This is a genomic window from Pyrobaculum ferrireducens, from assembly GCF_000234805.1.
In the GTDB taxonomy this organism is placed as follows: Archaea; Thermoproteota; Thermoprotei; order Thermoproteales; family Thermoproteaceae; genus Pyrobaculum; species Pyrobaculum ferrireducens.
In genome coordinates, this window is sequence record NC_016645.1 from 1302961 (window position 1) to 1327848 (window position 24888).

A 24888-nucleotide genomic window follows, 5' to 3' on the forward strand; every position below is an offset into this window, starting at 1 on the left:
TGTACAGGACCGGGCTATATAAGATCTTGTGGGAAACCTTTATATAACGGGGCGTGGGGGTGCCTATGGCTATCGACGATAAGGATCAGGAGAAGCCTTTGAGAAGGCCTCCGCCGCGGCAACCTCCTCCGCAACCTCTACCTACACAGCCGCCTCTCCCGCCCCCGCCCGTGCAGTACCAGCAACCGGCGCCTCCTCCGCCTCCGCCGCCCGGGCCCTACCCGATCCCCCCGCCGACGGTTAGGACGCAGAGGACTTTGCCCCCTCCCCCGCCCTTGCCACAGCCCGCACCGCAGCCGCAGCCTCAGCAGGAGGGACAAGCTGTAAAGAGGCCCGCGAAGGGTATGGGGATGGAGAAGACCCAGCCCCTCCCTCTGGCTGGTGTTGTGGTTGCGTTGATCGCGGCGTTGATGGGCATAATCACCTCTGTGATTTCTGTTTTTAACGAGGCGTTGAGCATACCGCTCCTGGCGGTGGCTATAGCGGGGACTAACGCGGCTTTGATTGTGGTTGCGGTTGCTATCTGGCGGTTGCTGTCGAGGCGTTGAACTTCTCCACAGCCCCCATGGCCTCCTCCACGTCTTGAACAACCAGAGAACCCGTGAGCAGGTCGGCTAGGTTCGTCCAGAGCTCGGGCTCGGCGTAGCGTCTGTCGAGGAAGACAAGCACCCCCCTGTCCTCCGGCTTTCTGAAGAGCCTACCCACCGCCTGTCTTATGCTAACCATCGCCTGGTACATGTAGACAGCGTCCCACGCCCTGGCTCCAAGTCTAGGCTTGAGGAGCTCCACTCTCCTCTCTAGGTAGGGGCTGGGCTCGGGATATGGGACGCCCACTATTACCACTGTGGAGAGTAGATTGGCTCCGTCTCTGGTGTACTCGACCCCCTCTGTGTACCTTCCCCTGGCCACGGCACCTATGAAGAACTTCTCTGGGATGTCCGCCAAGGAGACCTCTCCGCCGTCTTCGTACCAGTGGGGTATCGAGATTTTGAGATACTTCTTCACTCCCTTCATTACTTCGTATGAGGGGAATACCGCCAGAACGCCGCGGGGAGACGCGTTTATACAGGCGGCCAGCCTCTTGGCTATTTTTAGGTACATCTCCTCGCCTCTTTCGGCGTATTTCGTAGTGACTCCCACATCTACTATTGAGAGGTAGTTCTCTCTGGGGATGTACTTATTGAAGGGGACGTCTAGCTCCTCGTAATTAGATAGGGCGAGCGCCTCGGCGAAGAGCCCTATTGGCAACGTGCCGCTTATATAAACGACGCTGTGCGCGCCGCGTAGCTTCTCTCTCACAATCGAGGTTGGATCGAGCGGGTAGAGGGCGAGTGTCCTCAAGCCCTCTACATACTCCACCTGGGCGTGGTGGCGCCGCCTGTTCTTGATGGCGTCTCTAAGCTCCTTCACGAGGAGGAGCGGAGTGTAGGGGTTAAGCAAACTCTCCGTTTTCCTTTTCGTAATTTCTCTAATAGCATCGTCAAGTTGTAAATCGGCCACCAGACCCGCAAGATCGCCGAGGTCGACGTTGCCCTCAGCCTTTTTTACGTAGGTATATATGGCGTATATCTTCGCGGCCTCTTCCACGTAGCCGTATTTACGCGCCTCTCTGTACGCCTGCCTCAGCTCGCCTTCGCTAATCTTTATGCTGTGGAGGTGGACAACGGCGTCAAATAAGGCGTGTGCCTCGTCTATGATAACCACCTTGCCCTTCGTCTGGGCTTCCTCTCTACCGAAGATGTAGTAGTATGTAGAAATCACGACCTCTGCCTCGTCGAGCTTCCTCTTGGCGTATTCATAGGGACATGTCTTCGAGGCGCAGAGGAGTTTTACATATGTAGCGACGTTTTTCAAAGGCACGTCCACATCCCCCGGTGGATAATAGGCGCACCTCCCGAGGCTCTTAAGAAGGCTACACTCGGCGAGAAACTCCAAGTAGCTGAGTTTTCGGATCTGTGGGTAGCAGCACATGTCTTGCTTGCTCTTGATGACGATGTAGTTAAAGTCGGCCCCCAGTTGACGTATCTTGGCCAGCTCCCTCACCGGCGGCTCTAGCTCAGCCCGCGTCCGCACGGCGTAGTGCACGCGGACTCCCGTCTCCAGCATGTACTTCACGGCGGCGGCGAGCACCGCCGAAGTCTTGCCGAGGCCCGTCGGCGCGTTGATCAGCGCCGCCGCGCCGCGGCGAAGCGCGTCGTATACCTTTTCATAAATCTCGCGTTGAAACTGCCGGGCCTCTGCGTAGGGGAAGAAATCCACGATTTTATTTAAATCCCTATAAATTCCCTTTCCCCAATGCTACATACAGCGTCTCCCTCAGATATTTTGTCAGGGAGAACCACTGACATATATTTCGCCAGGACGGTGGAGGTTTTGAAAAACGCGGGGTTTGCTGATGTGAGGGTGAGGGCCGAGTTCCACGTGGCCTCTCTTCCCAGGGGCTTTAAGTGGGCGGTGTTCACGGGGCTTAAGGAAGTGGTTGAAATTCTACGGGGTAGGAGGATAACGCTGTACGCCCTGCCCGAGGGCACTCTGTTTTACGAAAACGACCCCATTATGGTTATCGAGGGTCCCTATCTGGAATTTGCTGTGTTGGAGACAGCGATTCTGGGCGTGGTTAGACACTATTCCAGCATTTCCACCAAGGCGGCCCGCGTGAAGAAGATAGCAGGTGAAAAGACTTGTCTCTTTTTCGGAGCGCGGGCGCTTCACCCCGCTATTCAGCCTATGGCGGACCGCGCGGCGTATATCGGAGGTTGCGACGGCGTGGCCACCGTCATGGGGGCAGAGTTGCTCGGTATAAAGCCGTCGGGCACCATGCCGCATGCCTTGATGATAATATTCAGGGCCGTGGCGGGCGACCACACCTTGGCGTGGGTCTGGTTCGACAAGACCGTCCCCTCGGAGGTACCCCGCATAGTGCTCGCCGACACGTTCCTCGACGAGAGGGAGGAGGCCCTTCTGGCGGCTAAGTTGCTGGGGGAGAGGCTACACGGAGTGAGGCTGGACACGCCGGGTAGCAGGCGGGGGAATATTAGGAGAATCGTCGAGGAGGTGAGGTGGGCTCTTGACCTCAACGGCTATAGAAACGTGAAGATTTTCGTCAGCGGGGGGCTGGACGAGCCGCAGGTGGAGGCTCTAAGAGACGTGGTTGACGGCTTTGGCGTGGGGACCTCCATCGCCTTCCCGCCCTCCGTAGATGTGTCTATGGATATCGTGGAGGTGGAGGTGGGGGGTAGGTGGATTCCCATCACTAAGAGGGGGAAGTTGCCGGGGTTTAAGCAACTGTATAGGTGCGGCATTAGGCACGTTGCCGTCCCCTGGGGTAGCCCTCCGCCGTGTGGAGAGCCCCTCTTGGTCAAGTGGATTGAGGACGGCAGGGTCGTTAGAGAGATTCCGGGGGAGGCGGAGATTAGGAAGTACGTACTAGAGCAGCTTTCTGAAGTCGAGCTATGACTTATCGATGGGCTTTAGCATGAGGCTGTAGGTGGCCTCTCCGGTGTAGACTCTGGTGTAGAGATTGAGAAGCCTCCTGCCGAGGAGTTTAATTACGGTTTTCCTCTTGCCGATGATCCTAGCGATGCGTGAAAGAGCTCTGGTCTTCCTCACCTCCTCCACATAGGGCTCTACAAGCCTTTGGTAGATCTCAGCGGCGTGTTTTTCGCTTCCCCAGATCTTCAACGCTGTGTAAGCCGCGAGGGTTGCGGCGGCTCCGCTGGCTACTGCGTAGTAAATCCCCTCCCCCGTGGTGGCGTCGACAAGCCCCGCGGCTTCGCCGGCGAGCATCACATTTCTCGTGCCGAGACTCTTGACGTAGCCTAGGGAGAGTGGGTGCCCCAGCACTGGCCCGGGTTTGTAGCCGGCTTTCTCTGCGTACTCCACCACGAGCCTTCTTAGGTCTATCCACCTCCCCCAGCCCACGCCGGCGCCTATATTCGCCCCCTCGTCCACGGGAAATATCCAGCTGTAGCCTAGCTGGCCTGTGGCGTCTATAACCGCGTCGAAGTCAACTACGCACCGCTCGCTGGCGGGCCCCCTTGCTATAGTCATGTAGGCAATGGCGTGGGTTTTGTGGCCTTGGTAGTTCCCCGCCCCGATGGACCTCGCCACAGCGCTCGTGGCGCCGTCGGCTCCTATCACAACCCTCGCCTGGTACTCCCCGCCTCTTCCAACCACAGTGTTGTTTTTCACATTAATTACCTCGTCTCTTATGAAGTCGACTCCGCTTTGCTTTAGCAGGGCGTGGTCGAACTGGGGCCTCCTCGTCACGAGAATGGGCTCTTTTCTCAACACGTAGCTGTAGCCCGCGGCGCGGGTTTCAATCTCCCTACAGGCGCCGTAGATGGGGTACTCCACGCCCAGCGCGTTTAGAAGCTTCCAGCTACGGGGGGTGAGGCCGCCGCCGCAGGGCTTTTCCCGTGGCGGCTCTCTCCTGTCGATGACAACTGCCTTGAGCCCCAGCCTCCTTGCCATGATGGCAGCGGCCGAGCCGGCGGGGCCGGCGCCCACAATCACGACGTCGTACACCTTAGCAGATGCGTCTGCTCAATAAAAATATTTTATTTCATGTCCCTGCCGCCTATGTGTGGCGGGATCTCAAGTGGTTTGAGGTGAGTTTTAGATGTATAAAGTGTGGCATCTGCTGTGTAGGCACGGAAATGGAGCTGTTGGCGGAGGATATTGAGCGTATAACATCGGCTGGGTATAGGCTGGAGGACTTCGCCGTGGAGAAAGACGGAGTATACCGCTTGAGAAATGTAGATGGCCATTGTTATTTCTACGACCCGGCATCGAGAAGTTGTAAAATTTACGACATTAGGCCGATTGGTTGCCGCATCTACCCGCTTATTTTCGACGGCGAAAAGGTGGATGTGGATCGAACATGTCCTACATGGCATACGGTGCCGAGGAGGGAGGTGGAGCGCCTGGCGCCTTACGTAGTGAAGTTTCTCAACGATGCAAAGATCGCCAAGATTAAGATTAAATTAAGGCTTTGATGTCTTCAGTCGTTATCAACGGGATGTCCAGTGACTTAGCTAGTTCTCTTGCCTCGTCAACAGGCATCGCCTCGGTGTGGCGTCCCAAGATCTCTATGATGACCACTGCCGGCGGCAGGCCGGCGGCTTTTGCGAGTATTAAAGAGAGCTCTGTATGGCCCCACCTCTCTCCTATACGCCCTCCCAACACAGGCACGTGGCCTGGGAGGTAAAATTGCCTCCGGAAGGCCTCCCTCGCCTCCTCTGGATCTTTAAGGGCCAGTTCCACAACCTTTGCAAGTTCCCTAATGGTGAGGGCCTTATCTGAGTCCCTTATGCCCGTCTTAGTTTTTATGTGGTTGACATACCCCATGAAGGCAGGCTCGTCGCCGTATGGGGCTGTGGAGTGGAAGCCTCTTCTTTTGTAGTACTCGCTTAAAAATTCCAGCCCGAGGATTTTTCCAATCTCCCGTGTCGTGGCGAAGCACAGCAAACCCCCTGCGTTTTCTCTTAGCCACCGCACAGTGGCTGGGTTAACCACATCGGCACGTATAACAAAGTCAACTTCCGCCTCTCTGTCATCACCGTCGTATATCATGACAGGCTTCCCGGCCTTTAGGGCACTGATCGCCCTTTCAATATTTTGCATAGTAAACTCATTTTTCCGAATCATATATTTTGTGTAAACTTATTTTTACATCTCAGTCGGTAGGTGAGCACAATCTCTCTTCCGCATTCACACAGCTTCACGCTAACAAGCTCGAGAACGAAGGGCGTTTCCTCGGTGTTTGGGTAGCCCTCCCCCTCTATTAGCGAGACGCCGTTGCCAAATACATAGGGGGTTATGGTGACTATCAACTCATCTACTAGGCATCTGTTGAGAAACTCCCAGTTAGTCCTGCCGCCGCCTTCCAGAAGCACCTTTTTCATATTTCGCCTGTACAAGTCTCTTAGCACGTCTCCCGGGTCTATCTTCTCCTCGCCTATGATGACGACTTCAACGCCCCTCCCCCTCAGCTCTTCTATTTTTTCAAGGGGGGCGCGTCTAGAGGTGTAAATAATAGTTGGCGCCGAGTTGTCAAAAATTCTAAGCGTCGTAGGGACGCGGAGCGCCCCGTCTATCAATACGCGCACGGGGTTCCTCCCCTCTACATACCGCACGGTGAGTCTGGGGTTGTCTACAATTGCCGTGTTGGCGCCTATAATTACTGCGTCTACATTTGCCCTCATGGCGTGTAGTCTCTTTAAGTCGTGGGGACACGACAGCCGTGAGTACCCAGTTCTGCTGGCTATTCTCCCATCCACCGTAACGGCGGCCATTAGATATACGTAGGGCCTCATTTCACTAACTTGACGCCTGTCGCGCCTCTGTGCCTCAAGGCGTCGAGCCCCCGGGTGGCCTTAACGAAGGCGTTGTAGGGCCTCTTCGCTATACCTAGGCCAATCCGTAAATCGGCATTTAGGTAGCCGTACAGTTCGTAGGCGGCTTTGGGGGTGGGGAGGAATAACATAATGTTATCTCCGCCGAGGTAGAACACCATACAGCCCACGTCTTTACAGAAGTCTGTAGCTTTGTTGAGGAGGTCTTGTACCTGGCGGTATACGTATAGCGGCCCGTTGACCTTAGTCGTGTCGGTGCTGTTTACCACATCCATGTGTCCCACCACGGCTACTTCACCGCCTAGGCCGCTTGCACGTCCGCAGTTTTTATACGCCTCCATAGGCGTCTCGCCGGTGCCCTCGCAGAACTCGATCTCCACAGGCGATACACGTCTAATCTTGTCGACTGCCTTGCGGATAAACTCAGCGTTGATGTTGTTAGTCAGCGCTATGAGGTAGTCGTATCTAAAGTGGTGGGGGAGCGCGCCTATCGAGGTGAAGCTTCTCCACAGCGTCTCGTGTAGGCGCGCCTGTGTTTTCTGTATAATGTGTTCACGCCTGGGGCCGAGGGATTCTGTCCACTCTCGGTAGCCTTTTAACGCCATTAGCGCCACCTTATGCACATGGCAGTCAACTAAAGTGTGTATATAAACTTGGCGTGTGTAAACTAGAGTTGCCAATTAGATAAAATTCTTGGGATGTGGGGGGCTCCGTGGTCTGTTTACTGCCAGTTGGTTCCTACGAACAGCACGGCCCTCATCTGCCGCCAACGGTAGATGCCGATGTGGCGAGATACGTGGCTGATAAAGTAGCCGAGAGGATAGGCGCCAGATCTCTCCCACCTATTTACTACAGCTGTAGCGAAGAGCACAGAGACTTCCCCCAGACAATTTCGGTAAAGTGCCGCAGTTTCTTGCCATATCTTGAAGATGTGCTGAGGTCGGCCGTGGAGAAGTGTGGAGTTGTGGTTGTGGTTGTGGGTCATGGCGGTGTGTGGGACGCTGTGAAGCTAATCTCGGAGCAGTTAAATTATGAACTGGGGCCGCGGGTACTGCCTGTAAACATATGGGCTATTGCATCCCCCAGAGACCACGCGGGAAGCGACGAGACGAGTATATACTTGGCGATCGGCGGATCGCTAGTCGGGGAGCTCGTGGAGATTTGCGAAGGCGATATTTCCCTCTTTGGAAAAAAACGGGTGGGTGAGTTCTCCAAGACGGGGGTAGTGGGCTGTTTAAAGCCAGGTGAGGTATCTGCAGAGAGGGGGAGGACAATGCTCGAATTAGTAGTAGAAAAAATAGTTGAGAGATTTAGGCAATTTACGTCTCTTCGTTACATTTCTTAACCGCTTCAGTCAGCTTCTCAATAGCCCTGACCAGTTCTCTCAACCCGGCTATTTGTATAGAGACTACCGCGGCGTCCCTCGCCTCAGCCTCTTCATCCTTCTTAAGTTCTGACAGTAATTTCTCCAGCTCGTCTTCGTCTTTCTTCTCCTGTCTCTTCTTAAGTATCGACACGTTATATCTAGATAGCTTTAAGCAACTGAAAGATTTAACTAGCGGCTTGTCGAAAACCACATGCTTGTATACTACTCCGACGTGTTTAAGAAACACGTCCCGCCCTTTAGACACCCCGAGGCCCCTGACAGACTGGATTATTTAGTGGAGGGTGTCTTGGAGGCGGGCGCCGTTGTAAAAGAGCCCGAGATGCGGGCCGACGCCTGGGACTTGATATACGCAGTTCACGACAAGAGCTATGTAGATTATGTGAAAAGGATATGTGAAAGAGGTGGCGCTGAGATAGACGGCGACACGTATATCTCGCCTGGCACTTGCGACGCGGCGGCTCTCTCAGTCTCGGCGGTGGCCAACGCCATCGATAAGAGAGAGGTGGCTTTGGTGGCTTCGAGGCCTCCGGGCCACCACGCCGGGTTTGTGGGGAGGGCTCTAACAGCGCCCACCCAGGGGTTCTGTATATTCAACACGGCGGCGATCGGCGCCCTATACCTCGGGGAAGGCGTGGCTGTGGTGGATATAGACGTCCACCACGGAAACGGCACCCAGGAGATACTCTACGCAAAAGACCTCCTCTACATATCAACACATCAACACCCAGCCACCCTGTACCCCGGAACCGGGTATCCAGAGGAGGTGGGCGAGGGCAGAGGCGAGGGCTTCAACATAAACATCCCACTGCCCCCAGAGGCTGGAGACGACATCTACGTCAAGGTGGTGGACGAATTCATAATCCCCATTTTGAGGCAGTACAACCCCAAGCTGGTGATAGTGTCGCTGGGGTGGGATGCGCATAGAGATGACCCCCTTGGAGATCTCAACCTCTCCCTCAAGGGCTACCTCTACGCCATAGACGCCATATTGAAGTTGCAGAAGCCCACTGTGTTTCTACTAGAGGGGGGCTACAACCGTTCTGTTATTAAGAGAGGCACTAAGGCCCTAATACGCCTCGCCACAGCGGGGGAGTTCGCCCCCGGCGAGGCCCAGACGGAGAGCGCGCCCGGCGTCTACAAGCGGTTTGAGGAACTGGCTGTAGAGGTGAGGCGCTACACTGGGCGGTACTGGCGGCTATAGGACTACCTCCAGTTCCCCTCTTAGAACCGGCCCGATTTTTACCTCGGCAAACTCGTTAAGAATAGAATCTGTGCAGACAAGCCTATCTACACAGCTCCTCACTCTCTCCCTGGCGTCTTTTAGAAGCTGGCAGTGAGTCACCGCTGCGTAAACTGCAGAGGCGCCCAAAGTCCTCGCAGACCTGCAGGCCTCAACAAGCGTCCCCCCAGTGGAGAGGATGTCGTCAACAAGGACCACGCTCTTGTTTCTCAAATCCAGCTCCTGTCTGGGAATGAGAGTTATAGCTCCCGTATTCCTATCCCGATACTTCTCGAAATAGGTATAGGGAACCCGCAGGGCCTTTGCCAGAGACTCCGCTCTGCGGACGGAGCCGAAGTCTGGGCTTATAACCACGTCGACGTTGGGAAGGGCCTTGGCGAACTCCTCCGCTGGGTAGACGTTTCTCACCAAAACCCTCGGCGCGTACTCCGCCACGTATTCCTTATGCAGATCCACCGTGACGATGGCAGAAACGCCGAGCTGGCTAAGCAACTTAAACACAGTCTTCGAGCTAATAGGCTCGCCAGGCCTAAAACGCCTATCTTGCCTCGCGTACGGCATATAGGGGATGGCGAGGACTATCCTCCGCACCCCCATGTCGTTTAACGCATCTAGCGTGATGAGTAGCTTAATCAGGTTATCGTTAACACTTGGATAGAGCCTAGCCACCAACACAACCCCCTCATCTGCCTCAGGTACCCGGACGAGCACCTCCCCATCTGGGAAAACCCTCTCCTCCACCTGAGAAACGGGGCCAAGCCCCCCAAGCTCATACGCGATGTCGAGAGCGTTGGGAAAAGACAAGACGCGCATATACCCAGCGACGGGGAGTGGATTTATCTTTTACCCCCCTATGCGGAGGCTTACTCAACCCACTCCACCGCCTGTCTCAAGCCTCTGGACACGCCCCCCGCCTTGACGGCGACCACTATCAGCCGGTCGGAATTTTTTGAATAAGCCTCGCCGTTGAAGTCCCCGTAGAGACTCTCCACGACGAAGCCCACGTTTGTTAAAAGCAGGCGCAACTCGCCAAGACTGTACAGCCTAAGCTCTAGAGTTTTCTCGCCAATGTACTTCCCGTTTTTGTAAATAAGCCTCGTCTCCCTGATTTTAGACGTGATGGGGTTGTAGTACGCCGTGCTGAGTACTCTGTAGGGCCCCGCCGTCAGCCAGAAATTCCACATCTCGCCCAGAGAGGCGTATATGCCCTCCACCTTATCTTTATTCGCTACGTCTATCAAGAGGCGCCCGCCCATCTTAACAACGCCGGAAAGCCACGTCAACATCTCCATGTCTATCTCGTCCCCAAACATGCCGAAGGTAGAGTGCATGATGTAGGCCCCGTGGAAGGCCCCTTTTCGAAAAGGCATCAGCCTAACGTCGGCCTGCACCACATCCCCAAACCTCTTGGCATGTCTCAGATACTCAAGCTTTATATCAATGCCCACCACCGAGTCCCGGGGCATATGCGCCATATGTCTCCCATGGCCGCAAGCTACGTCCAGAAACCGCGCCCCCGCCCTCACGCCCAGACTCCGTTGTACAAAGGCGGCCTCTACTTTAGAAACCTCCTCGTTCCGGTAGTACTGCATAAAATCGAGATATACATCGTCAAAGAACTCCTCAACCCAGCTCATACCACCGACAGTAGCTGTCCAGTATTAAAAACCTCCCTATGCCCCGCAGCCTTACGCAACCTGTTCATAATAGCCAGACCTATGCCCCGCTCCTCCAAGGCCGGCGCCAAACCCACGTCTACTCCAAGCCTGTCGAGGTCTCTCAGCGACTTGTATAAATTTCTCGCCACCTCGTATAAATCAGAACCCATATCAATCACGTAGTCGGCCTCTGCGCATTTACCAACTGCACACAGCACGGCCACCTTAAGCCCCTTAGACTTCAAAGCCCTGACGGCGTCGCCTAGATCGAAATGCACCACTACAAGCGCCGTCTCCGGGGCGTAGTGGCGGTACTTCATACCCGGCGCAAGAGCCACCTCAGCCTCCGCCACCCCCCGCGCCACCGGCGGAATTTCCACAGCGCCGAAAAACCTCTCCAACTCCTCCACAGTAAAGGGACCGGGCCGGAGCAACGCAGGTGGCCTCCTCGTGACGTTTATAATGGTGGACTCCACGCCGAAGAAGGTAGGCCCCCCGTCTATTATGAGATCCACCTCGCCGTCTAGATCCTCAACTACGTGTAAAGCAGTGGTGGGGCTCGGCCTACCTGCCTTGTTGGCGCTGGGCCCCGCAATAGGGGCCCCCAGCTCTCTAATTATGGCAAGAGCCACTGGGTGAGCCGGCGCCCTCACGGCTATAGTGTCCAGCCCCGCGGTCACGCATCTAGAAACAACTCCACGCGACTTAGCCACCACCGTGATGGGGCCTGGCCATACCCGCCTTAGCACCTCGGCGATGTCTCTCGGTATCTCTGCCACCTCCTCAGCCATTTCGAGAGAGTCGACGTGGACTATCAAGGGGTTGTCCATGGGGCGGCCCTTTGCTTTAAACACCTTTATACAGCCGTCTTCTCTATAGGCGTGTGCGAATAGGCCATATACCGTCTCCGTGGGGGCCGCCACTATGCCGCCTCTGTCCAACACCTCGGCCGCGGACTTGATGACGTGGGGATCCGGCCTCGTGGGATCTGTCCGCAACAGCCTCACGCAACAGATTGAGCACAGAGATATAAACACCTACGTGTTGAAGAGCCATGGAGATCACCGTAGTCGGCATGGGCAACATGGGGCAGGCCTTCGCAAAGCGGGCCGCGGCGCAAGGATTTGAGGTGTTGTGGTGGAACCGCACCAGGGAAAAGGTCAAGGAGGCGCCGGGGCGCCCCATCGCCAAGCTGGAGGAAGCCAAGGGCCTCGCCGTGGTGTTCGTCGCCGACGACCAAGCTCTTCACAGCGTGGTGCCGCACCTAGGCGGCGACTACATAGCGCTGGCCGGCACCTACTCAGTCGACGGAGCCAGGAGGGCGCTGGAGCTTCTAAAAGCCCGGGGGAAGAAAGCCTTTGCAATGCCCGTGGTGGGGAGCCCCCGTAACGTAGAAAACGGCGACGCCATATATATAGTAGGGGCCCCAGACGACGTATACGTAAAGGTCAGACCAGTCCTAGAGAAGTTCGGCACCATTCTACACGTTGGTAATGACATCAACGCCGTTGTGCTGAAGCTGGCGTACAACGCCTTCCTAATCTCCACGGTGGCGGTGCTGGGGGAGTCCTTAGCCCTCGTGGGCAAATACGGCATAAACCCAGACGTATTTAAGGAGTTGCTCTCCCTCACTGTGTTTAAAGACGTGGCGGCGCGCTACATCGACAGGATGCTGGGCCACGCGCCGCCCACCTTTACTGTGAAAAACGCCGCAAAGGATATGCGTTACGCCTCGCTAGCCGCCGGCGAGGCCGAGATGGGCAACGTGGCCATAAGCGGGGTTAAGGCGCTGTATGAGATACTCACCGCTATGGGCCGGGGGGAGGAGGACTACGCCAAGGCCGGCGTCTTAGAGTCACGACATGACTAGCTGGGACGTAGTTATTCTAACCGGCATTGCGTTAATAATGCTGGCCTTCTTTACGTATATGTTTTGGAGAGAGACGGCGGTAAGAGGCAGGGAAAAACCCGCGGAGATCTACACAGTTATCCGTTGCGGCGATGGGACTGAGCGCCGGAGGAAATACCAAGAGGGTGACTACGTGGGTAAGCAAGCCGGCGAGTGCGCCGGCGGCTTGGTGGTGGGTATATATAAAGAGGTTCGGCAGGATTAGCGATGGAGCCTTATAAAAAGGCGGAGCCTATAGCCGAGGTTTTGAAGAGAGGCGAGGGTAGGGCCACGGTACGGGGCTGGGTGCACCGTAAGAGGGTATTGAAGGAGAAGATATTCATCTTGCTTCGCGACTCCACCGGCGTAGTTCAATTAGTGCTTCCCAGGGACAGGTTTAGAGAGGCCGAGGACCTGAATCTAGAATCTTCGCTAGTTGTCACCGGGTCGTTGGTGAGGGAGCCCAGGGCGCCCGGCGGCGTGGAGCTTCACGTCGAGAGTATAGACTGGGCCTACAGTGGCGAGCCATATCCCATAAATGAAGACGCCGTCGCCGCCGACAGCGAATACCTCCTAGACGTGAGGCACCTCTGGGTGAGGAGTAGGAAAATGCAGGCTGTGTTGAAGATTAGACACACGGTGTTCGGCGCGATACATGAATACTTTAGGAGGAGCGGCTTCTACGAGGTGCACACGCCAATGTTCATAACGGCGGCTGTGGAGGGCGGCGCCACCCTATTCAAAGTGGACTACTTCGGCCAGCCGGTTTACCTAACCCAGAGCTCGCAGTTCTACCTCGAGGTGTTGATCTACAGCCTCGAGAAGGTGTACGTAGTCGCGCCCAGCTTCAGGGCGGAGCCCTCTAGAACGAGGCGTCACCTCACCGAGTTCTGGCACGCCGAGATGGAGATGGCGTGGGCCGGCATGGAGGACGCGGCGCGCGTCGGCGAGGAGGTGATCAGCCACGTAGTTGAGAAGGTGCTTGAGGAGAGGCAGGACGAGTTGAAATTACTGGGGAGGAAGACTGAATACCTAGAGAGGGCGAAGCCGCCGTTTTACCGGGTGAGCTACGACGAGGCCGTGGAGATTCTGAGAAGGAGGGGCGTTTCTATCAACTGGGGTGACGACATCGGCGCCGATGAGGAGAGGGCCTTGACGCTGGAGTTCGACAAGCCTCTGGTGCTCTACGGCTTCCCCGAGAAGCTGAAGGCGTTTTACCACAGGAATGACCCCAGGAGGCCGGAGGTGACGCTGAGCTTCGACGTCCTCCTGCCGGAGGGCTACGGCGAGGTGATCGGGGGCGGCGAGAGGATATATGACGAAAGGGAGCTCGTGGACAAGATAAAGAGGTTTGGACTAGACCCGAGGGACTATTGGTGGTATATAGATCTTAGGAGGTACGGCTCGGTGCCGCATTCTGGCTTCGGGCTGGGGGTGGATAGACTCACGATGTGGATAACCGGCGCCGACCACATCAGAGACGTTGTGCCGTTTCCACGTGACGTGCGCCGCACCACGCCCTAAGGCCCTCATAACAGGCACGCCGGGCGTAGGCAAGACAACCCACTGCAGAAAACTCGCCGAGGTTCTCAGCACAAGGTGCGTCACAGTTGGCGAGGTACTGGCCAACACCCCCTACGTTGTGTACATACCTGAGCTCGCGACTTACGAAATTAGCGACTTGGCACGCGCCGCCGAGGTTGTGTGTAGAGCCGTCGCCCCCGGCGATGTGGTGGACACGCACGTGGTGGAGCTGTCTCCCGATCCGGAGGCCGTCGTGGTGTTGAGAAAGGCGCCAGACGTCTTGTTTAGAGAGCTGGTGGATAGGGGGTGGCCTCTGAAGAAGGTGCTTGACAACGTCTGGGCAGAGATGCTGGACGTTGTCTACGTCAAGGCTAGGGAGAGGTGGCCCTGGGCCGTGCAGATAGACGTCACCAAGCGGAGCCGAGACGAGACTTTTGAAGCGATAAGGCGGTGTGTGGTGGGGGGCGGCTGTCTAGACGAGGCCGTGGACTGGCTGAGCTACGCCGAGAGGAGCGGGTTTCTGGAATTTATTGAACGTCTGTCTCGCTGGGGGCGCTCCTCTTGACGCCCTTTTTCTCTATCAAAACGAGCATCTTCCAGCCCTGTGCCGAGAGCCTCTTGGCCAAGCTTCTCACCGTGTTCTTAGGCGAAATCAGCACCACGTAGTGAATCACGCCGCCGTGGGCGTAGAGCCTCGCCGCGTATCTCCTACCTGCGGCGTCCTCCATAGCCACGTCAAGAGCATACATCTCCTCCAGCCTAGGCACGACGCCCACGAGCTCGCGCTCGATAGACTCCAACTCGCCACTTAGCCTCCCCGCCTTCTCGCCGGCTTCTTTCAACCCGGCGAGCTTCAAGTCTAGAAAAGTCACGCCGTAGTCACGGCCCACTTTAAACAGGGCCACAGACCTGATGCCCATGTCCACTACTAAAGCAGTGATTAAAAAAGTTATCTTGAAACAACGCCGGACACCACTTCGAAAATTACCCTTGAGGGATCCTCCAGCTTAAGCGGACCCGCCCTACCCACTCTCAACATCTCACGCAGCGCCCCTCGACAAGTTTCCAAGTCTCTACACCTATACAAGGGGGCCCCCCTCTTCGCCAGGTAGTCATCTAGGTAGTAGCCCTCCGGGAAGTAGGAGAGGGCGGGCACCCCCAGCAACGCCGCCTCGGTGGCCATAGAGGCCCCGCCTGTCACAACACCTGCGGAGAAGTAGGCAAGCTGAAGATGGTCCACGGCCTTTGTGAGATTAACCACGCCATCCATTATCTGGTCGGGGTACCGGGGGATGTTCACCACTACGTAGCCGAGACGCCTCGCCTCCTCCACAAGCCTCCTGCGTAGTTCTGCGTAGTCCCAGCGGTAGTAAGCCGCGTGCGCCTCCTCAGGTCTAAAAACCACGTAGCCCCCGGGGCTAAGCCCCAGGCTCTTCACCACGTCGGGGTTTGGGGCAAACCTAGAAGTCCACATATATTCAAACACTCCGTCGAACGTCACCACCCTACGGGGGCAGTAATTCCTCCAAGCCTCCTCCGGCGTCGCGGCTGGCGCCACCAGCACATCGGAGAGGGGGATAACAAGCCTATTGACGTGATGCGCGTGGGGGGTATCGTTAAGGACCACTAGCGGCTTGCCTAGCCCAAACACCACACGGGCGGCGTCGGGCGACGGGAAGCCCACCATGGCGTCAACCTCCACCGCCACGTCTGCCAAAGCTCTCTGCCGCTCCAGACCGTATACGAGCTTCTCGTAAAGCGACACGCCGTACCTACCGACACAACGGTGGGGCACGCCGTATAGCTCAAGCATATCGGCCACGTGCATATAGTCTCTACATGTAACCACCACCTCGACCCCCCGCTGGGCGCCCTCTATATGGAGAACTGCGGCTATTCTCGCCTGCTTAGGCGTCAATGCGTCGAAGAGGACCCTAGTCATGTACGTAGACAAATTCCCTACCCCCCACCTTCTTCAAGTAGCCGTAGCGCATGAACTGGACATAGCGGCCCACCTCCACGGCGTCGAGATAGCTCTCGCCGAGGCCCATCTCCACCTCCTTTTTACCCACCGCCGCCGGCCTCACCACCCTCACCTCGATGGGCTGAGAAACCCACTGAACTATCGGCGCGCCGACGCGCCTCGCCTCCTCCAACCCGAGGCTGTGGAGACGGCCATACGCCACGTCTCCCTCCACCCTCTCGACCTCTACGTTGGCCAGCTCCATAAGCCTCACGACCTTCCCAGCCTCGACGTCGCGCCGCTGGACATACACCTCCACACGCCCCGGGCCCAGCCTATACACCCTCTCCCCCCTCTCCCTATAGCTGGGGTGAAACGGCACGCGCGCCGCCAGCTCCCGGTCCACCTCAAAAACGAGCTTGACGGGATCCGCCACGTACATGTACCTATCGGCAATGGGCTCCACGTATTTCCTATTGTAGGCGTAGAGATTGGCGAGAGCCACTGTGGAGTCGGAAGGCTTTATCCCCACGGAGAGTATCAAATCCCAGATAGCCTCCGGCAGTATCCCCCTGTTCCTCAGCCCCGCGAGGGTGGGGAGGGTCAAGTCGTCGTACCTAATCTTAAGCGCCTTGAGCTTCGACTTGCTGAGGGTAGCCCCCTCTATCCTAAGCCTGCCGAAGTGGATGGTTACCGGCTGCTCCCAGCCGAGGTGCTTAAACACGTAAGACTGCTTAACCGTATTTACGCTGTGTTCCTGAGCCCTAAGCACGTGGGTCACGCCCATTAGATGGTCGTCTACAGACACGGCGAAGTTATACGTAGGCCACACCACGTATCTATCCCCAACTAGGGGGTGCGGCGTCTTGGAGGTATCTATAATTCTAAAAGCAACCCAGTCTCTCACGCTGGGATCGGGATGAGCCAGATCTGTCTTGATTCTGACCACAGCCTCCCCCTCCCCGAAACTCCCCCCAAGCATCTTATCCCAAAGCTCCAGGTTGACCTCCGGCGGTTGCTCCCGGTGGGGGCACGCCCTCCCCGCGTTTCTAAGCCTCCTCCACTCCTCCGGCTTGCACAAATCCACATAGGCCCCCCCGATCTCTAGCAACTTCCTCGCGTGTTCGTAGTAGATCTCCATCCGGCGGGACTGGATGTACTCCTCATCCCACTTAACCCCAAGCCACTTCAAATCCTCCCTAATGGCTTGGTACGCGTCCACCTCCTCGGTCACGAGGGGTTTCTTAGTCCTTGGGTCTGTGTCTTCAAACCTGAGTATAAACCGGCCGCCGTACTTAAGCCTGTAGGCGTAGTTGAGGACGGCGGGGCGGGCGCTCCCCAGATGTAGCACGAAGTCGGGATTCGGCGCAAAGCGCACAACCACCCCACCCCTCACCTTCGGCAACTCGGGTAGCCCCTCCAAGCCGGCCCGCCTCTGCTCCGGCCTCCTCTCCTCAAGCACCTCGGGCCACCTCTCCCTCAAAATCTTCAACTGCTCCTCGAGAGGCATAGAGTTAACCCGCGCCACCACCTGGTCCACCACCTGCCTAACCTCCCGAGCCCTAGCCCTCAGCTCAGGAATCTCCGCCATTATCTTCGCCATCACAGCCTTGACGTCCGCCTTCCCCCCGTACCTAACGGCGTTAGCAAGCGCGTGTTTTAGAACTACCTCTTCAATTTCCATTATTACCAGCAAAGAACCTATCTACCTCCTCTAGATCCTTTAGGCTGTCTACCGAGCGCCAAAACACATCTCTAAACACCATCGCCCTCAGCCGCCTCTGCTGGGCGAGCCTCGGGAAGAGAGTCTCCTCAATATTCCCCCGGTCGGGCAACTCCTGCAACACCCTCCGCCTAAGTACGTAAACCCCGGCGTTTATAAAGAAGCCATCTAGAAGCGGCTTCTCCCGGAACCTAGTGATAAAGCCACCGCTGTCGAACTCCACAATGCCATAGGGGCTCCTCAACGGGACGAGTGCTATGGCCCCGTCGGCGTCGCCTAGCGCCTCCACCATCTTATCCACTGGGATGTTAGTCAGCACATCGCCATTCACCACAACTATCGGGTCCTCTGTGATGAATGGCAAGGCGTTTTTCACGGCACCCCCCGTCCCGAGGGGCTCCTCCTCTACGCTGTAGAATATCCTCACGCTGAATTTTCTCCCGTCGCCCAACGCCTCAAATACCTTCTGCCTCAAGTAGCCAACTGCAAGAATTATGTCAGTTACGCCGTATCCCCTAAGCCACTCGATCTGCCTCACCAAGATAGGCTTGCCGCCCACCGGCAACAGCGGCTTAGGCACCTCCGAGGTCAGAGGCGCCAGCCTCTTCCCAAAGCCCCCGGCTAGGATAATGCCTTGCATCGCCTATCCTGATGCAAGCGTATATATAGTTTACCCCCCAAAGGAAAATATATAAAAGAGACGTGGTGTAGTGGCAATGATTTTGTACACCTCGCAACTACAAATAATCGAAGACGTCGAGTCCCTTCTACAGAGATACAAAGCAAAGCCCGTGGCTATAAAAGGCACAAAGGTGAACTTCTACTGGCCCCCACGCCCAACAGGTGTGCCCATAAACCTACTGAAAAACTTCCCACCTGACATGTATGTGGTTTTCAAGGGGAGGAATTTGATAGTGGTGCCATGAGCGAGAGAAGGCTCTACAAGGTGAGAGTAGCCGAACTGCAAGTACCACCTGCCATTAAAGAGGTCCTTCTAAAAGTTCTTGGGCCAGACGACGTTGTGTATCTAGAAAAGCTAGGCGATAGAATTAGGATAACGTTATGATTGTAGTCAACTCTAAAAACCTAGACAAGGTAATTTGGCATGTCAGAAACCTTCTCCCTCAAATCGAGGCCACGCCGATTCTGCTGGCTAGTAGAGAGGTGGGTAACTACGTAATTGGGTTGGGAACGCTGGGGTATTTATACGAGGCCTTGTCCTCCGTCTTGGAGGTGCTAGTGGAGGCGGGCAAGATGGCCGGCGATCTGGGGCTAAAGGAGTATTCCCTTGTCATAGGCCCCTCCGAGAGCTATATCACCACCGCCCAGTTGCCCGAGGTGATGCCGCCTCTGCCGCCGCCAAAACCAATAACGCCCCTGCCGAGGGAGGAGGTCAGGCTCAACTCCTTCAACTGCCGCGATCTCGCGCCGGGTATGGTGAGGTTCTGCGTAGATAACGTGGAAATCGCCTACTACCTGGCACGATGATCTACCTATCGCTCTCCGAGCTGGAGAACATCCTATCGGCCCTTAGAGAGTACGCCGAGAAGTACAGAGTCAACCGCCCGGCGCTGGAGGCCGTGGAGGAGAGGTGGCTTAAATTCCAGGAACTGGCCTTCGCCTTCGGCATAGATCTCAAGCCTGCCGAGGGCGTGGAGTTCTACGCAGGTGGCCCCCTTCAAGACAACCTAGACTTCCTGAGGAAAATCGACAGGATGCTGGCCACTGTGAGGAAACTCAAAGAAATCTATGGAGATGTCAAAGTAATAGTCGACTTAGACCTCACCATTAAGAAAACTGTAATCAAAATATAAATATCTGCACAATAGCAAATATATGCCACTGATAAAAAGGAGGGAGTTGCCTCTACGAGTCTCTGATATAATGGTAAAAAATGTGGTTACCGCCAAGGAAAATGACAAGGTTAGAGACATAGCAATTAAGATGTACGAAAACAAGATCGGTAGCGTCGTCATTGTCGACGACGAGGGTAAACCCATTGGAATAGTCACCGAGAGAGACATAGTATACGTCCTGGCCAGGGCGCTGTCCCCCGACACGCCGGCGTGGATGATAATGACGGAGAACCCAATAGTGATAAAAGAAGACGCCCTGGTAGTAGAGGCCATGGAAAAAATGAGAGAGCTAAACATCAGACACCTCCCAGTGGTTGACCACTCAGGTAAGCTGGTGGGGATGGTTTCATTTAGAGATATTGTGGATTTCACAGCTACGTTGCTGTCGATTCTTAAATGAGGAAGCTACTCATAGTTGAAAACCCGGGATACACACCTGCGCATAGAGAGGAACTAATCAAAAAAGTGAGGGCCGTCGCTCCGGTAATCACGGTGCGGATCGCCACGAGACATTTAGAGGTAGATGTGAAGACCGAGGAGGACGTAGATGCTGTAATAAACAAGGTGGAGAAAATACTTGGCGGCAGGTTGCTGGACGTCGTAGACATCACTTTCGAGAGAGTCGAGGGCGGCGTGAGGCGGTTTGTTGAGTTATTCAACGCCGAGAGGTTTTGGGAGGCGCACAATGCGCTGGAGGACATCTGGAGGGAGACTAGAAACCCCACTCTCCAAGGCTTAATCATGCTTGCAGCGGCGTATGTAAAGCTACAGGAGGGTTCTCTAGACAAATTTGAAAAACTTCTACAAGAGGCCCTAGGCCTAATACAAGAGGATGTTGAGTGTATAAAAGCGCAGGAAGTGAAGAGAAAGGCAGAGGCGGCTTTGTTAAATAGGAGCCTGTTTAAAATAACATGCTCTTGAGCCTGTCCACTAGTCTTGGTAATACCTCCTCGACGCGGCCCCTCACTATGTAGTCGGCGTAGAAATCGTAAAAGGTCTCATCTGCGTTGATAATTACGAGTTTGGCGCCCCGCTTCTTAGCCACCACTGGCAACTGATTGGCCGGGTAAACAGCGAGGGACGTCCCCACAGCCATGAAGACATCCGCCATCTCCGCCAGCATAAAGGCCTCCCTAACAGCGTCCCGGGGTAGGGGCTCTCCAAAGAAAACAACATCGGGCTTCAAAACTCCGCCGCATTTCGGGCATCTGGGCGCCCCCGAGACGCGGCGTTTTACGGCCTCGGAGAGGGGGTACCTCGCCCTGCACTGGGTGCACACCGCTTCTCTCAAAGCCCCGTGTAGCTCCACCACGTTTCTACTACCGGCGGCTTGGTGAAGCATGTCTACGTTCTGCGTAATCACCGCGCACAGCTTCCCCATTTTTTCAAGCTCGGCAAGGGCGTAGTGCGCCGGGTTCGGCTTCACGTTGAAGGCGGGGAGGAAGAGATTTACAAACAAATTCCACACCTCGTCAGGGTTTTTGTAGAAGTAATCAATATCGAACTTCTCTGGGTCAACCACCCGCCATATGCCTTGTGGGCCTCTGAAGTCGGGTATTCCGCTGGCCGTGGAAACCCCAGCGCCTGTAAGCGCTACGTTGCAACTAGACCTTGCGATGGCGGAGGCGACTTCGTCAAGTTCGTCAGTTGTGAAATCCACCTCCATACCGAGTATAGCCAGTAGAAGTATAAAAATCCTAGGGTGACGATGCTTAGAATTATGTAAAAAGTTGCGCTATATGGTCTGAAAGTGCCGACGCCGGCCACCGCTCTAATTAGGTAGAGATCTCTGGTAAATAGCTCGATTAGGTACGCCCACGAGGCGAGCCAGACAAGGGCTAGCCCAAGTAAACCGAGGCCGAGCGCCGCCACGCCCAGCAGTCTGCCAAAAGTCTCTTGATCAACTGCGGCGTTGGGCACGGGGCCTTTTGGGAGAATAGACGCCAGAGATTCCAACTGGCCCGCCAGCAGTACAGAGAGTATTTGAGCCCCTACTCCCGACAGCACGTAGAGCCAAATAGCGGCGGCGTACTCACCACCAAGCCACACAGCGGCGAGCCTATCCCACAGCTTTTCTCTCAGATTAACCAACAGAGAGTGGGCCTTGGTTAAATACGTGGCCACCGCCACGGTGGAACCTATGCCAAAAACCGCTGAGAGGAGCGCCTGACCTGCGATGCCCGCGGCTATGGAAGCCGCGTAGAGCACAAGCGCCGCAGTTATGTACCACACGTTTTTAAAAAGGGGCTATTTTTAAAGTGTGACGAAGATGAACCCCACTGATTAGTGAAGACGTCGTTGCTCGCCGATCTCCACCCGCATAGGCGTGGGGAAGTCCGGCCTGAGCTCCAGGACCTTGTCGCCAAATCCGCAGACGGGGGTGGCGTCCAGCGGCCTCCCGTATGACCACGTGGTGGGGGAGGTGCCCCTCACCCACACGATTTTTAGAGGGATTTTGGTGTTCTTCATCCAGAAGCAATACGTCGAGTTGGTAGGAAAGAGGAAGACCATGCCCACTGCCCCCACCCCTCTGGGGTCGTATGTCGATACGTTCATGTAGCCGATACTCCACTTCACCACATTGTCGGCTACATACACGACTGCGGGCCTCCCGTCTATCGTCACCGAGGTGTAGGAGGCGAAAGGCGAGATGAAGCTCAGCAAGGTATACAACGTTATGAGTAGAGCCATTTCTCGACCCAGCTAGATATCAAACGCTCCATTTCGCCGGACTGCAACATGTCGTAGATCACCTTGTCGACCTCCAGCTTTAGGTCTTGTGCGCAGAGGGGCATCGCCACCGCGCTGTACCTAACGCCGGTGGACATAACAATCTCAAACTCGGGATACCTCTTCACAACAGCCCTACCCACCACGCCGCCTACCACTATTGCGTCTAGGTCACCTTTCCGCAGGGCCTCCACCATGTAGGGATACACCTTGTCGTACCTCACAATTTTGGAGAAGTTGCCAAGCGTCTTGACAGCCCAATCCTCCTGCACAGTGCCCACCTGGACCCCCACCGCCTTGCCCCTCAAGTCCTCGACGGAGCGTATCGGCGCGCCCCGCCTCGCTATGACCACCGAGGTGTCCACCTGATACGGTATAGAGAAGAGCACCTGCCTCTCGCGGTCGGGCGTTATGGCCATGTCGGCGAGCACAACGTCCACATCCCCCCTCTTCACGGCCTCGATCAAGGCGGAGAACTTCATATCCCTCACCTCAAGCCCCACGCCAAGGCTCTGCGCGATGCGCCTCGCGATGTCCACATCTATTCCAACTACGGCGCTCCCCTCTACATACTCATATGGAGGCCAGTCGGCGGAAGTCCCCATGACAAGCTTCCCCCTCTGCTTAATGACATCTACCGAAGTTGGACACTGCGGCTTCTGCGCCGCGGGCTGGCTCGAAAGGATAGACATTGCCAATAGGATGCCTATGATAACCCCCAGCACTACTCCACCGACAACTTTATAATCCATGAAGGTAGTGGCTAGGGTACTTAAATGTTGAAGCTCGGTCGGCTTGAGAGATGAAGAAGCTAGACGACACTGAAACTTCCACCCCAGTAATAGGCACCAATTTTACGCATAGCAAATATAGATATGTAGAGTAAAAATCTGCGTGAAGGCGTATTTAGTAACGCGGGACTCCGTAACTCTCCAGACCCCCGAGGTCAAGGTAATACACATTCCCTTCGCAGACGAGGACACCCTCTATGTATTTGACGAGAGGGTGGGCTACCTTGAGATAAGAGGGCGCGAGAAGATCCAGGAATTTATCAACCGGCTGAGAAACGAGAAGCAAACTTCTCAATAGCGGCGAGGAACTTCTCAAAATCCTCCTCCACCGCGCCGACCCCTGCGCCGAAGGGGGAGTCCACGCCAGCCAGCCTATCCTCGGGGGGCATATATATGAACAGCCTCTTGTGGGCAGTGTTGGTGGCGTACATAATTTCGCTGAAGACGCCTCTGTGAAACATCTGCTTCATAAATGGCCTATACACCGCCACCGCGTCCGACTGGAGAATGTAGCGGAAGTCCTTGAACCTAATCAAGTTGTCGATGTCTAGCAAAACCTCCTCCACTTGGTCTACCGGTATCTCCATTGGGTAGAGCTCAGGCTCGTCCTCCACCGCCGGCTTGACGCCGGGAGGCAGAAGCCAACGCTCCTCCGCCTCCACCACAGCCACGTGGCCCCTCTTCTTAGCCAGTCTAAGAACCCGCTCGTCCATGGTAAGCGGGTCAAAGGCCACGAATTTACTAAGCATCAGCGATCGGTACCTATCGATCTCCCTCCTCGCCTCTGGATCGCCCCTCACGTATGTGATGGGGAAAGAGAGGTAAAACCTCGGCCTCGCGCCCTCTAATGCGATTCTGTATATAACGTGGGCGGGGTGTTTCACCGCCACTACTATGTTGGAGACGCCGAGGGCCTTAGCTATGGTGTCCCCCAGCAGTATAGAAGCCGTGCGCCACGCAAATACGTCCTTAAGCCTCAAGAAGGCGCCGGTCTTCTCCCGCTCTTCCCGTATCTGTATCCTCCGCCAGATGACGTGCGCCTCCTCTATCAGCGTAACCACCACATCCGGCCTGTAGGCTCTCAAAACAGAGATGTCCACCGCTGGGAAAAACCGGCTCTTCCGGAAGTAGGGCAGATTCATGAAAAGGACGGCGTGTTCGGCCCCGTCCTCTTCCACCTTCGCTATGGCCCTCGTCGCGGCCTCTCTCCACGCCCTTTCCTGCCAGTAGTAGTCGTCGCTGTCGAGGAAGATAACCCAGTCCACCTCCTTTTTCAGCTCCTCCTCCACGAAATACAACCCCAGCCTCCCCCTCCCCATCTCCCTATGGCACCTCTCCAGCTGTGCCGAGAGGGGCTTCATGTTGACGCCGGTGGTGCCGATGGCCAACACGCGCACGGCCGTGCCGGTAAAGGTATATATATACGATACGCGGGTTTCTATCAATGAAGATGTGTGAAATCTTGGCCAGGTATCTTGTGGAGGTGGTGGCGGGGGCCCGGGGCAACGTAGTCAGCTTCGTAGTGGGCGACGTGGCTAGGTGGGCTGAGGCGAAGATGAGGCCGAACAGGTCGGTGGTGTTTAAGGTGTCCAGCATGGCCGAGGCTCTGCTGGCGTCGGGCCACCTAGAGAAGATTGGCAAGAAGTATATCTTGAAGAGAGACACCCCTCTGTGGGCGAGGGCGAAGGCTGGTGACGTGGAGGGCTTGTGCGATATTATCGAAAGTGCGTTGTTAAGCTACAGCAGGGTGGTTAGATAATCCACGTTACAAA

The 24888-nt window shown here is 55.9% G+C and carries 35 protein-coding genes; 17 read left to right on the forward strand and 18 right to left on the reverse strand.

Going from position 1 to position 24888, the window contains the following annotated elements; genetic code table 11:
* Positions 1-65 precede the first annotated feature (65 nt).
* Positions 66-548, forward strand: coding sequence for a hypothetical protein (locus tag P186_RS07205; RefSeq protein WP_148682830.1), 483 nt, complete (start codon positions 66-68; stop codon positions 546-548).
* On the opposite strand, the gene P186_RS07210 is transcribed toward P186_RS07205, so the two are convergent.
* Positions 520-2259: an ATP-dependent DNA helicase gene (locus P186_RS07210; RefSeq protein ID WP_014288787.1), complete on the reverse strand. Its 1740-nt coding sequence runs from the start codon at positions 2257-2259 to the stop codon at positions 520-522. The genes P186_RS07205 and P186_RS07210 overlap by 29 nt on opposite strands.
* A gap of 36 nt (positions 2260-2295) precedes the next feature.
* Here P186_RS07210 and P186_RS07215 point away from each other — a divergent pair, with 36 nt between their 5' ends.
* Positions 2296-3456, forward strand: coding sequence for a nicotinate phosphoribosyltransferase (locus tag P186_RS07215; RefSeq protein WP_014288788.1), 1161 nt, complete (start codon positions 2296-2298; stop codon positions 3454-3456).
* Here P186_RS07215 and P186_RS07220 read toward each other — a convergent pair.
* Positions 3451-4527, reverse strand: coding sequence for an NAD(P)/FAD-dependent oxidoreductase (locus tag P186_RS07220; protein ID WP_014288789.1), 1077 nt, complete (start codon positions 4525-4527; stop codon positions 3451-3453). The two genes, P186_RS07215 and P186_RS07220, sit on opposite strands and share 6 nt — an antisense overlap.
* Positions 4528-4535: 8 nt before the next feature.
* Between P186_RS07220 and P186_RS07225 the strand changes: the two genes are divergently transcribed.
* Complete coding sequence (locus tag P186_RS07225) at positions 4536-4997, forward strand: YkgJ family cysteine cluster protein (RefSeq protein WP_014288790.1); 462 nt, start codon at positions 4536-4538, stop codon at positions 4995-4997.
* Here the strand turns inward: P186_RS07225 and P186_RS07230 are convergent.
* Genes P186_RS07230 through P186_RS07240 form a run of 3 tightly spaced genes read right to left on the reverse strand, consistent with a single transcriptional unit; the run spans position 4981 to position 6979 of the window.
* Positions 4981-5625, reverse strand: coding sequence for a 3,4-dihydroxy-2-butanone-4-phosphate synthase (locus P186_RS07230; RefSeq protein WP_014288791.1), 645 nt, complete (start codon positions 5623-5625; stop codon positions 4981-4983). The genes P186_RS07225 and P186_RS07230 overlap by 17 nt on opposite strands.
* A 20-nt stretch (positions 5626-5645) precedes the next feature.
* Positions 5646-6317 (reverse strand): 2,5-diamino-6-(ribosylamino)-4(3H)-pyrimidinone 5'-phosphate reductase, encoded by a 672-nt coding sequence (locus tag P186_RS07235; protein ID WP_014288792.1) that lies wholly within the window; start codon positions 6315-6317, stop codon positions 5646-5648.
* Positions 6314-6979: a GTP cyclohydrolase IIa gene (locus P186_RS07240; protein ID WP_014288793.1), complete on the reverse strand. Its 666-nt coding sequence runs from the start codon at positions 6977-6979 to the stop codon at positions 6314-6316. Before P186_RS07240 ends, P186_RS07235 begins: the two co-directional genes overlap by 4 nt.
* Before the next feature lie 89 nt (positions 6980-7068).
* Here P186_RS07240 and P186_RS07245 point away from each other — a divergent pair, with 89 nt between their 5' ends.
* Entirely contained in the window at positions 7069-7701 is a 633-nt protein-coding gene (locus P186_RS07245; RefSeq protein ID WP_148682832.1) for a creatininase family protein, read from the forward strand.
* Here the strand turns inward: P186_RS07245 and P186_RS07250 are convergent.
* The gene (locus P186_RS07250; protein WP_148682833.1) at positions 7676-7873 is read right to left on the reverse strand and encodes a hypothetical protein; all 198 of its coding nucleotides are present in this window, start codon (positions 7871-7873) and stop codon (positions 7676-7678) included. The two genes, P186_RS07245 and P186_RS07250, sit on opposite strands and share 26 nt — an antisense overlap.
* A 60-nt stretch (positions 7874-7933) precedes the next feature.
* On the opposite strand from P186_RS07250, the gene P186_RS07255 reads away from it, so the two are divergent.
* The gene (locus P186_RS07255; protein WP_014288796.1) at positions 7934-8944 is read left to right on the forward strand and encodes a histone deacetylase family protein; all 1011 of its coding nucleotides are present in this window, start codon (positions 7934-7936) and stop codon (positions 8942-8944) included.
* On the opposite strand, the gene P186_RS07260 is transcribed toward P186_RS07255, so the two are convergent.
* Genes P186_RS07260 through P186_RS07270 form a run of 3 tightly spaced genes read right to left on the reverse strand, consistent with a single transcriptional unit; the run spans position 8939 to position 11648 of the window.
* A complete protein-coding gene (locus P186_RS07260) occupies positions 8939-9796 on the reverse strand; it encodes a ribose-phosphate diphosphokinase (protein WP_014288797.1) in 858 nt (285 codons plus the stop codon). The two genes, P186_RS07255 and P186_RS07260, sit on opposite strands and share 6 nt — an antisense overlap.
* A 50-nt stretch (positions 9797-9846) precedes the next feature.
* Positions 9847-10620: a class I SAM-dependent methyltransferase gene (locus tag P186_RS07265; protein WP_014288798.1), complete on the reverse strand. Its 774-nt coding sequence runs from the start codon at positions 10618-10620 to the stop codon at positions 9847-9849.
* Complete coding sequence (locus P186_RS07270) at positions 10617-11648, reverse strand: L-threonylcarbamoyladenylate synthase (RefSeq protein WP_014288799.1); 1032 nt, start codon at positions 11646-11648, stop codon at positions 10617-10619. Before P186_RS07270 ends, P186_RS07265 begins: the two co-directional genes overlap by 4 nt.
* 47 nt (positions 11649-11695) lie before the next feature.
* Between P186_RS07270 and P186_RS07275 the strand changes: the two genes are divergently transcribed.
* From P186_RS07275 to P186_RS07290, 4 genes are read left to right on the forward strand one after another with little or no spacing between them, the layout of a single operon-like run.
* Positions 11696-12511: an NAD(P)-dependent oxidoreductase gene (locus tag P186_RS07275; protein WP_014288800.1), complete on the forward strand. Its 816-nt coding sequence runs from the start codon at positions 11696-11698 to the stop codon at positions 12509-12511.
* Positions 12504-12755 (forward strand): hypothetical protein, encoded by a 252-nt coding sequence (locus P186_RS07280; protein ID WP_014288801.1) that lies wholly within the window; start codon positions 12504-12506, stop codon positions 12753-12755. The genes P186_RS07275 and P186_RS07280 overlap by 8 nt, the downstream gene beginning before the upstream one ends.
* 2 nt (positions 12756-12757) lie before the next feature.
* Positions 12758-14053 carry an asparagine--tRNA ligase gene (gene asnS, locus P186_RS07285; RefSeq protein WP_014288802.1) on the forward strand — a complete coding sequence of 432 codons (1296 nt, stop codon included), beginning with the start codon at positions 12758-12760 and terminating at the stop codon, positions 14051-14053.
* Positions 14028-14618 (forward strand): adenylate kinase family protein, encoded by a 591-nt coding sequence (locus tag P186_RS07290; protein WP_014288803.1) that lies wholly within the window; start codon positions 14028-14030, stop codon positions 14616-14618. The genes asnS and P186_RS07290 overlap by 26 nt, the downstream gene beginning before the upstream one ends.
* Here P186_RS07290 and P186_RS07295 read toward each other — a convergent pair.
* From P186_RS07295 to P186_RS07310, 4 genes are read right to left on the reverse strand one after another with little or no spacing between them, the layout of a single operon-like run.
* The gene (locus P186_RS07295) at positions 14581-14973 is read right to left on the reverse strand and encodes a hypothetical protein (protein ID WP_148682834.1); all 393 of its coding nucleotides are present in this window, start codon (positions 14971-14973) and stop codon (positions 14581-14583) included. The two genes, P186_RS07290 and P186_RS07295, sit on opposite strands and share 38 nt — an antisense overlap.
* A gap of 29 nt (positions 14974-15002) precedes the next feature.
* Complete coding sequence (locus P186_RS07300) at positions 15003-15995, reverse strand: DUF354 domain-containing protein (protein WP_014288805.1); 993 nt, start codon at positions 15993-15995, stop codon at positions 15003-15005.
* Complete coding sequence (locus tag P186_RS07305) at positions 15988-17700, reverse strand: glutamate--tRNA ligase (RefSeq protein ID WP_014288806.1); 1713 nt, start codon at positions 17698-17700, stop codon at positions 15988-15990. Before P186_RS07305 ends, P186_RS07300 begins: the two co-directional genes overlap by 8 nt.
* Positions 17690-18379: a nucleotidyltransferase family protein gene (locus P186_RS07310; RefSeq protein ID WP_014288807.1), complete on the reverse strand. Its 690-nt coding sequence runs from the start codon at positions 18377-18379 to the stop codon at positions 17690-17692. The genes P186_RS07305 and P186_RS07310 overlap by 11 nt, the downstream gene beginning before the upstream one ends.
* Positions 18380-18455: 76 nt before the next feature.
* On the opposite strand from P186_RS07310, the gene P186_RS07315 reads away from it, so the two are divergent.
* From P186_RS07315 to P186_RS07335, 6 genes are read left to right on the forward strand one after another with little or no spacing between them, the layout of a single operon-like run.
* Complete coding sequence (locus P186_RS07315) at positions 18456-18665, forward strand: hypothetical protein (protein WP_014288808.1); 210 nt, start codon at positions 18456-18458, stop codon at positions 18663-18665.
* Complete coding sequence (locus P186_RS14060; protein ID WP_014288809.1) at positions 18662-18805, forward strand: hypothetical protein; 144 nt, start codon at positions 18662-18664, stop codon at positions 18803-18805. The genes P186_RS07315 and P186_RS14060 overlap by 4 nt, the downstream gene beginning before the upstream one ends.
* A complete protein-coding gene (locus tag P186_RS07320; protein ID WP_014288810.1) occupies positions 18802-19227 on the forward strand; it encodes a hypothetical protein in 426 nt (141 codons plus the stop codon). The genes P186_RS14060 and P186_RS07320 overlap by 4 nt, the downstream gene beginning before the upstream one ends.
* A complete protein-coding gene (locus P186_RS07325) occupies positions 19224-19553 on the forward strand; it encodes a hypothetical protein (RefSeq protein WP_014288811.1) in 330 nt (109 codons plus the stop codon). The genes P186_RS07320 and P186_RS07325 overlap by 4 nt, the downstream gene beginning before the upstream one ends.
* Positions 19554-19575: 22 nt before the next feature.
* The gene (locus P186_RS07330; RefSeq protein ID WP_148682835.1) at positions 19576-19995 is read left to right on the forward strand and encodes a CBS domain-containing protein; all 420 of its coding nucleotides are present in this window, start codon (positions 19576-19578) and stop codon (positions 19993-19995) included.
* On the forward strand, positions 19992-20516 hold the full coding sequence (locus P186_RS07335) for a DUF309 domain-containing protein (RefSeq protein WP_014288813.1): 525 nt from the start codon (positions 19992-19994) through the stop codon (positions 20514-20516). The genes P186_RS07330 and P186_RS07335 overlap by 4 nt, the downstream gene beginning before the upstream one ends.
* Here the strand turns inward: P186_RS07335 and cobB are convergent.
* Genes cobB through P186_RS07355 form a run of 4 tightly spaced genes read right to left on the reverse strand, consistent with a single transcriptional unit; the run spans position 20497 to position 23077 of the window.
* Positions 20497-21261: an NAD-dependent protein deacetylase gene (cobB, locus tag P186_RS07340; RefSeq protein WP_148682836.1), complete on the reverse strand. Its 765-nt coding sequence runs from the start codon at positions 21259-21261 to the stop codon at positions 20497-20499. The genes P186_RS07335 and cobB overlap by 20 nt on opposite strands.
* Positions 21189-21827, reverse strand: a complete 639-nt coding sequence (locus tag P186_RS07345; protein ID WP_014288815.1) for a hypothetical protein — start codon at positions 21825-21827, stop codon at positions 21189-21191. Before P186_RS07345 ends, cobB begins: the two co-directional genes overlap by 73 nt.
* Positions 21828-21878: 51 nt before the next feature.
* Positions 21879-22286, reverse strand: coding sequence for a DUF192 domain-containing protein (locus P186_RS07350; RefSeq protein ID WP_014288816.1), 408 nt, complete (start codon positions 22284-22286; stop codon positions 21879-21881).
* Complete coding sequence (locus P186_RS07355; RefSeq protein ID WP_014288817.1) at positions 22271-23077, reverse strand: ABC transporter substrate-binding protein; 807 nt, start codon at positions 23075-23077, stop codon at positions 22271-22273. Before P186_RS07355 ends, P186_RS07350 begins: the two co-directional genes overlap by 16 nt.
* A 142-nt stretch (positions 23078-23219) precedes the next feature.
* On the opposite strand from P186_RS07355, the gene P186_RS07360 reads away from it, so the two are divergent.
* Positions 23220-23414 (forward strand): hypothetical protein, encoded by a 195-nt coding sequence (locus tag P186_RS07360; RefSeq protein ID WP_148682837.1) that lies wholly within the window; start codon positions 23220-23222, stop codon positions 23412-23414.
* Here the strand turns inward: P186_RS07360 and P186_RS07365 are convergent.
* On the reverse strand, positions 23377-24513 hold the full coding sequence (locus P186_RS07365; RefSeq protein WP_148682838.1) for a hypothetical protein: 1137 nt from the start codon (positions 24511-24513) through the stop codon (positions 23377-23379). The genes P186_RS07360 and P186_RS07365 overlap by 38 nt on opposite strands.
* Before the next feature lie 47 nt (positions 24514-24560).
* On the opposite strand from P186_RS07365, the gene P186_RS07370 reads away from it, so the two are divergent.
* A complete protein-coding gene (locus tag P186_RS07370) occupies positions 24561-24875 on the forward strand; it encodes a hypothetical protein (RefSeq protein WP_014288819.1) in 315 nt (104 codons plus the stop codon).
* Positions 24876-24888: the final 13 nt, after the last annotated feature.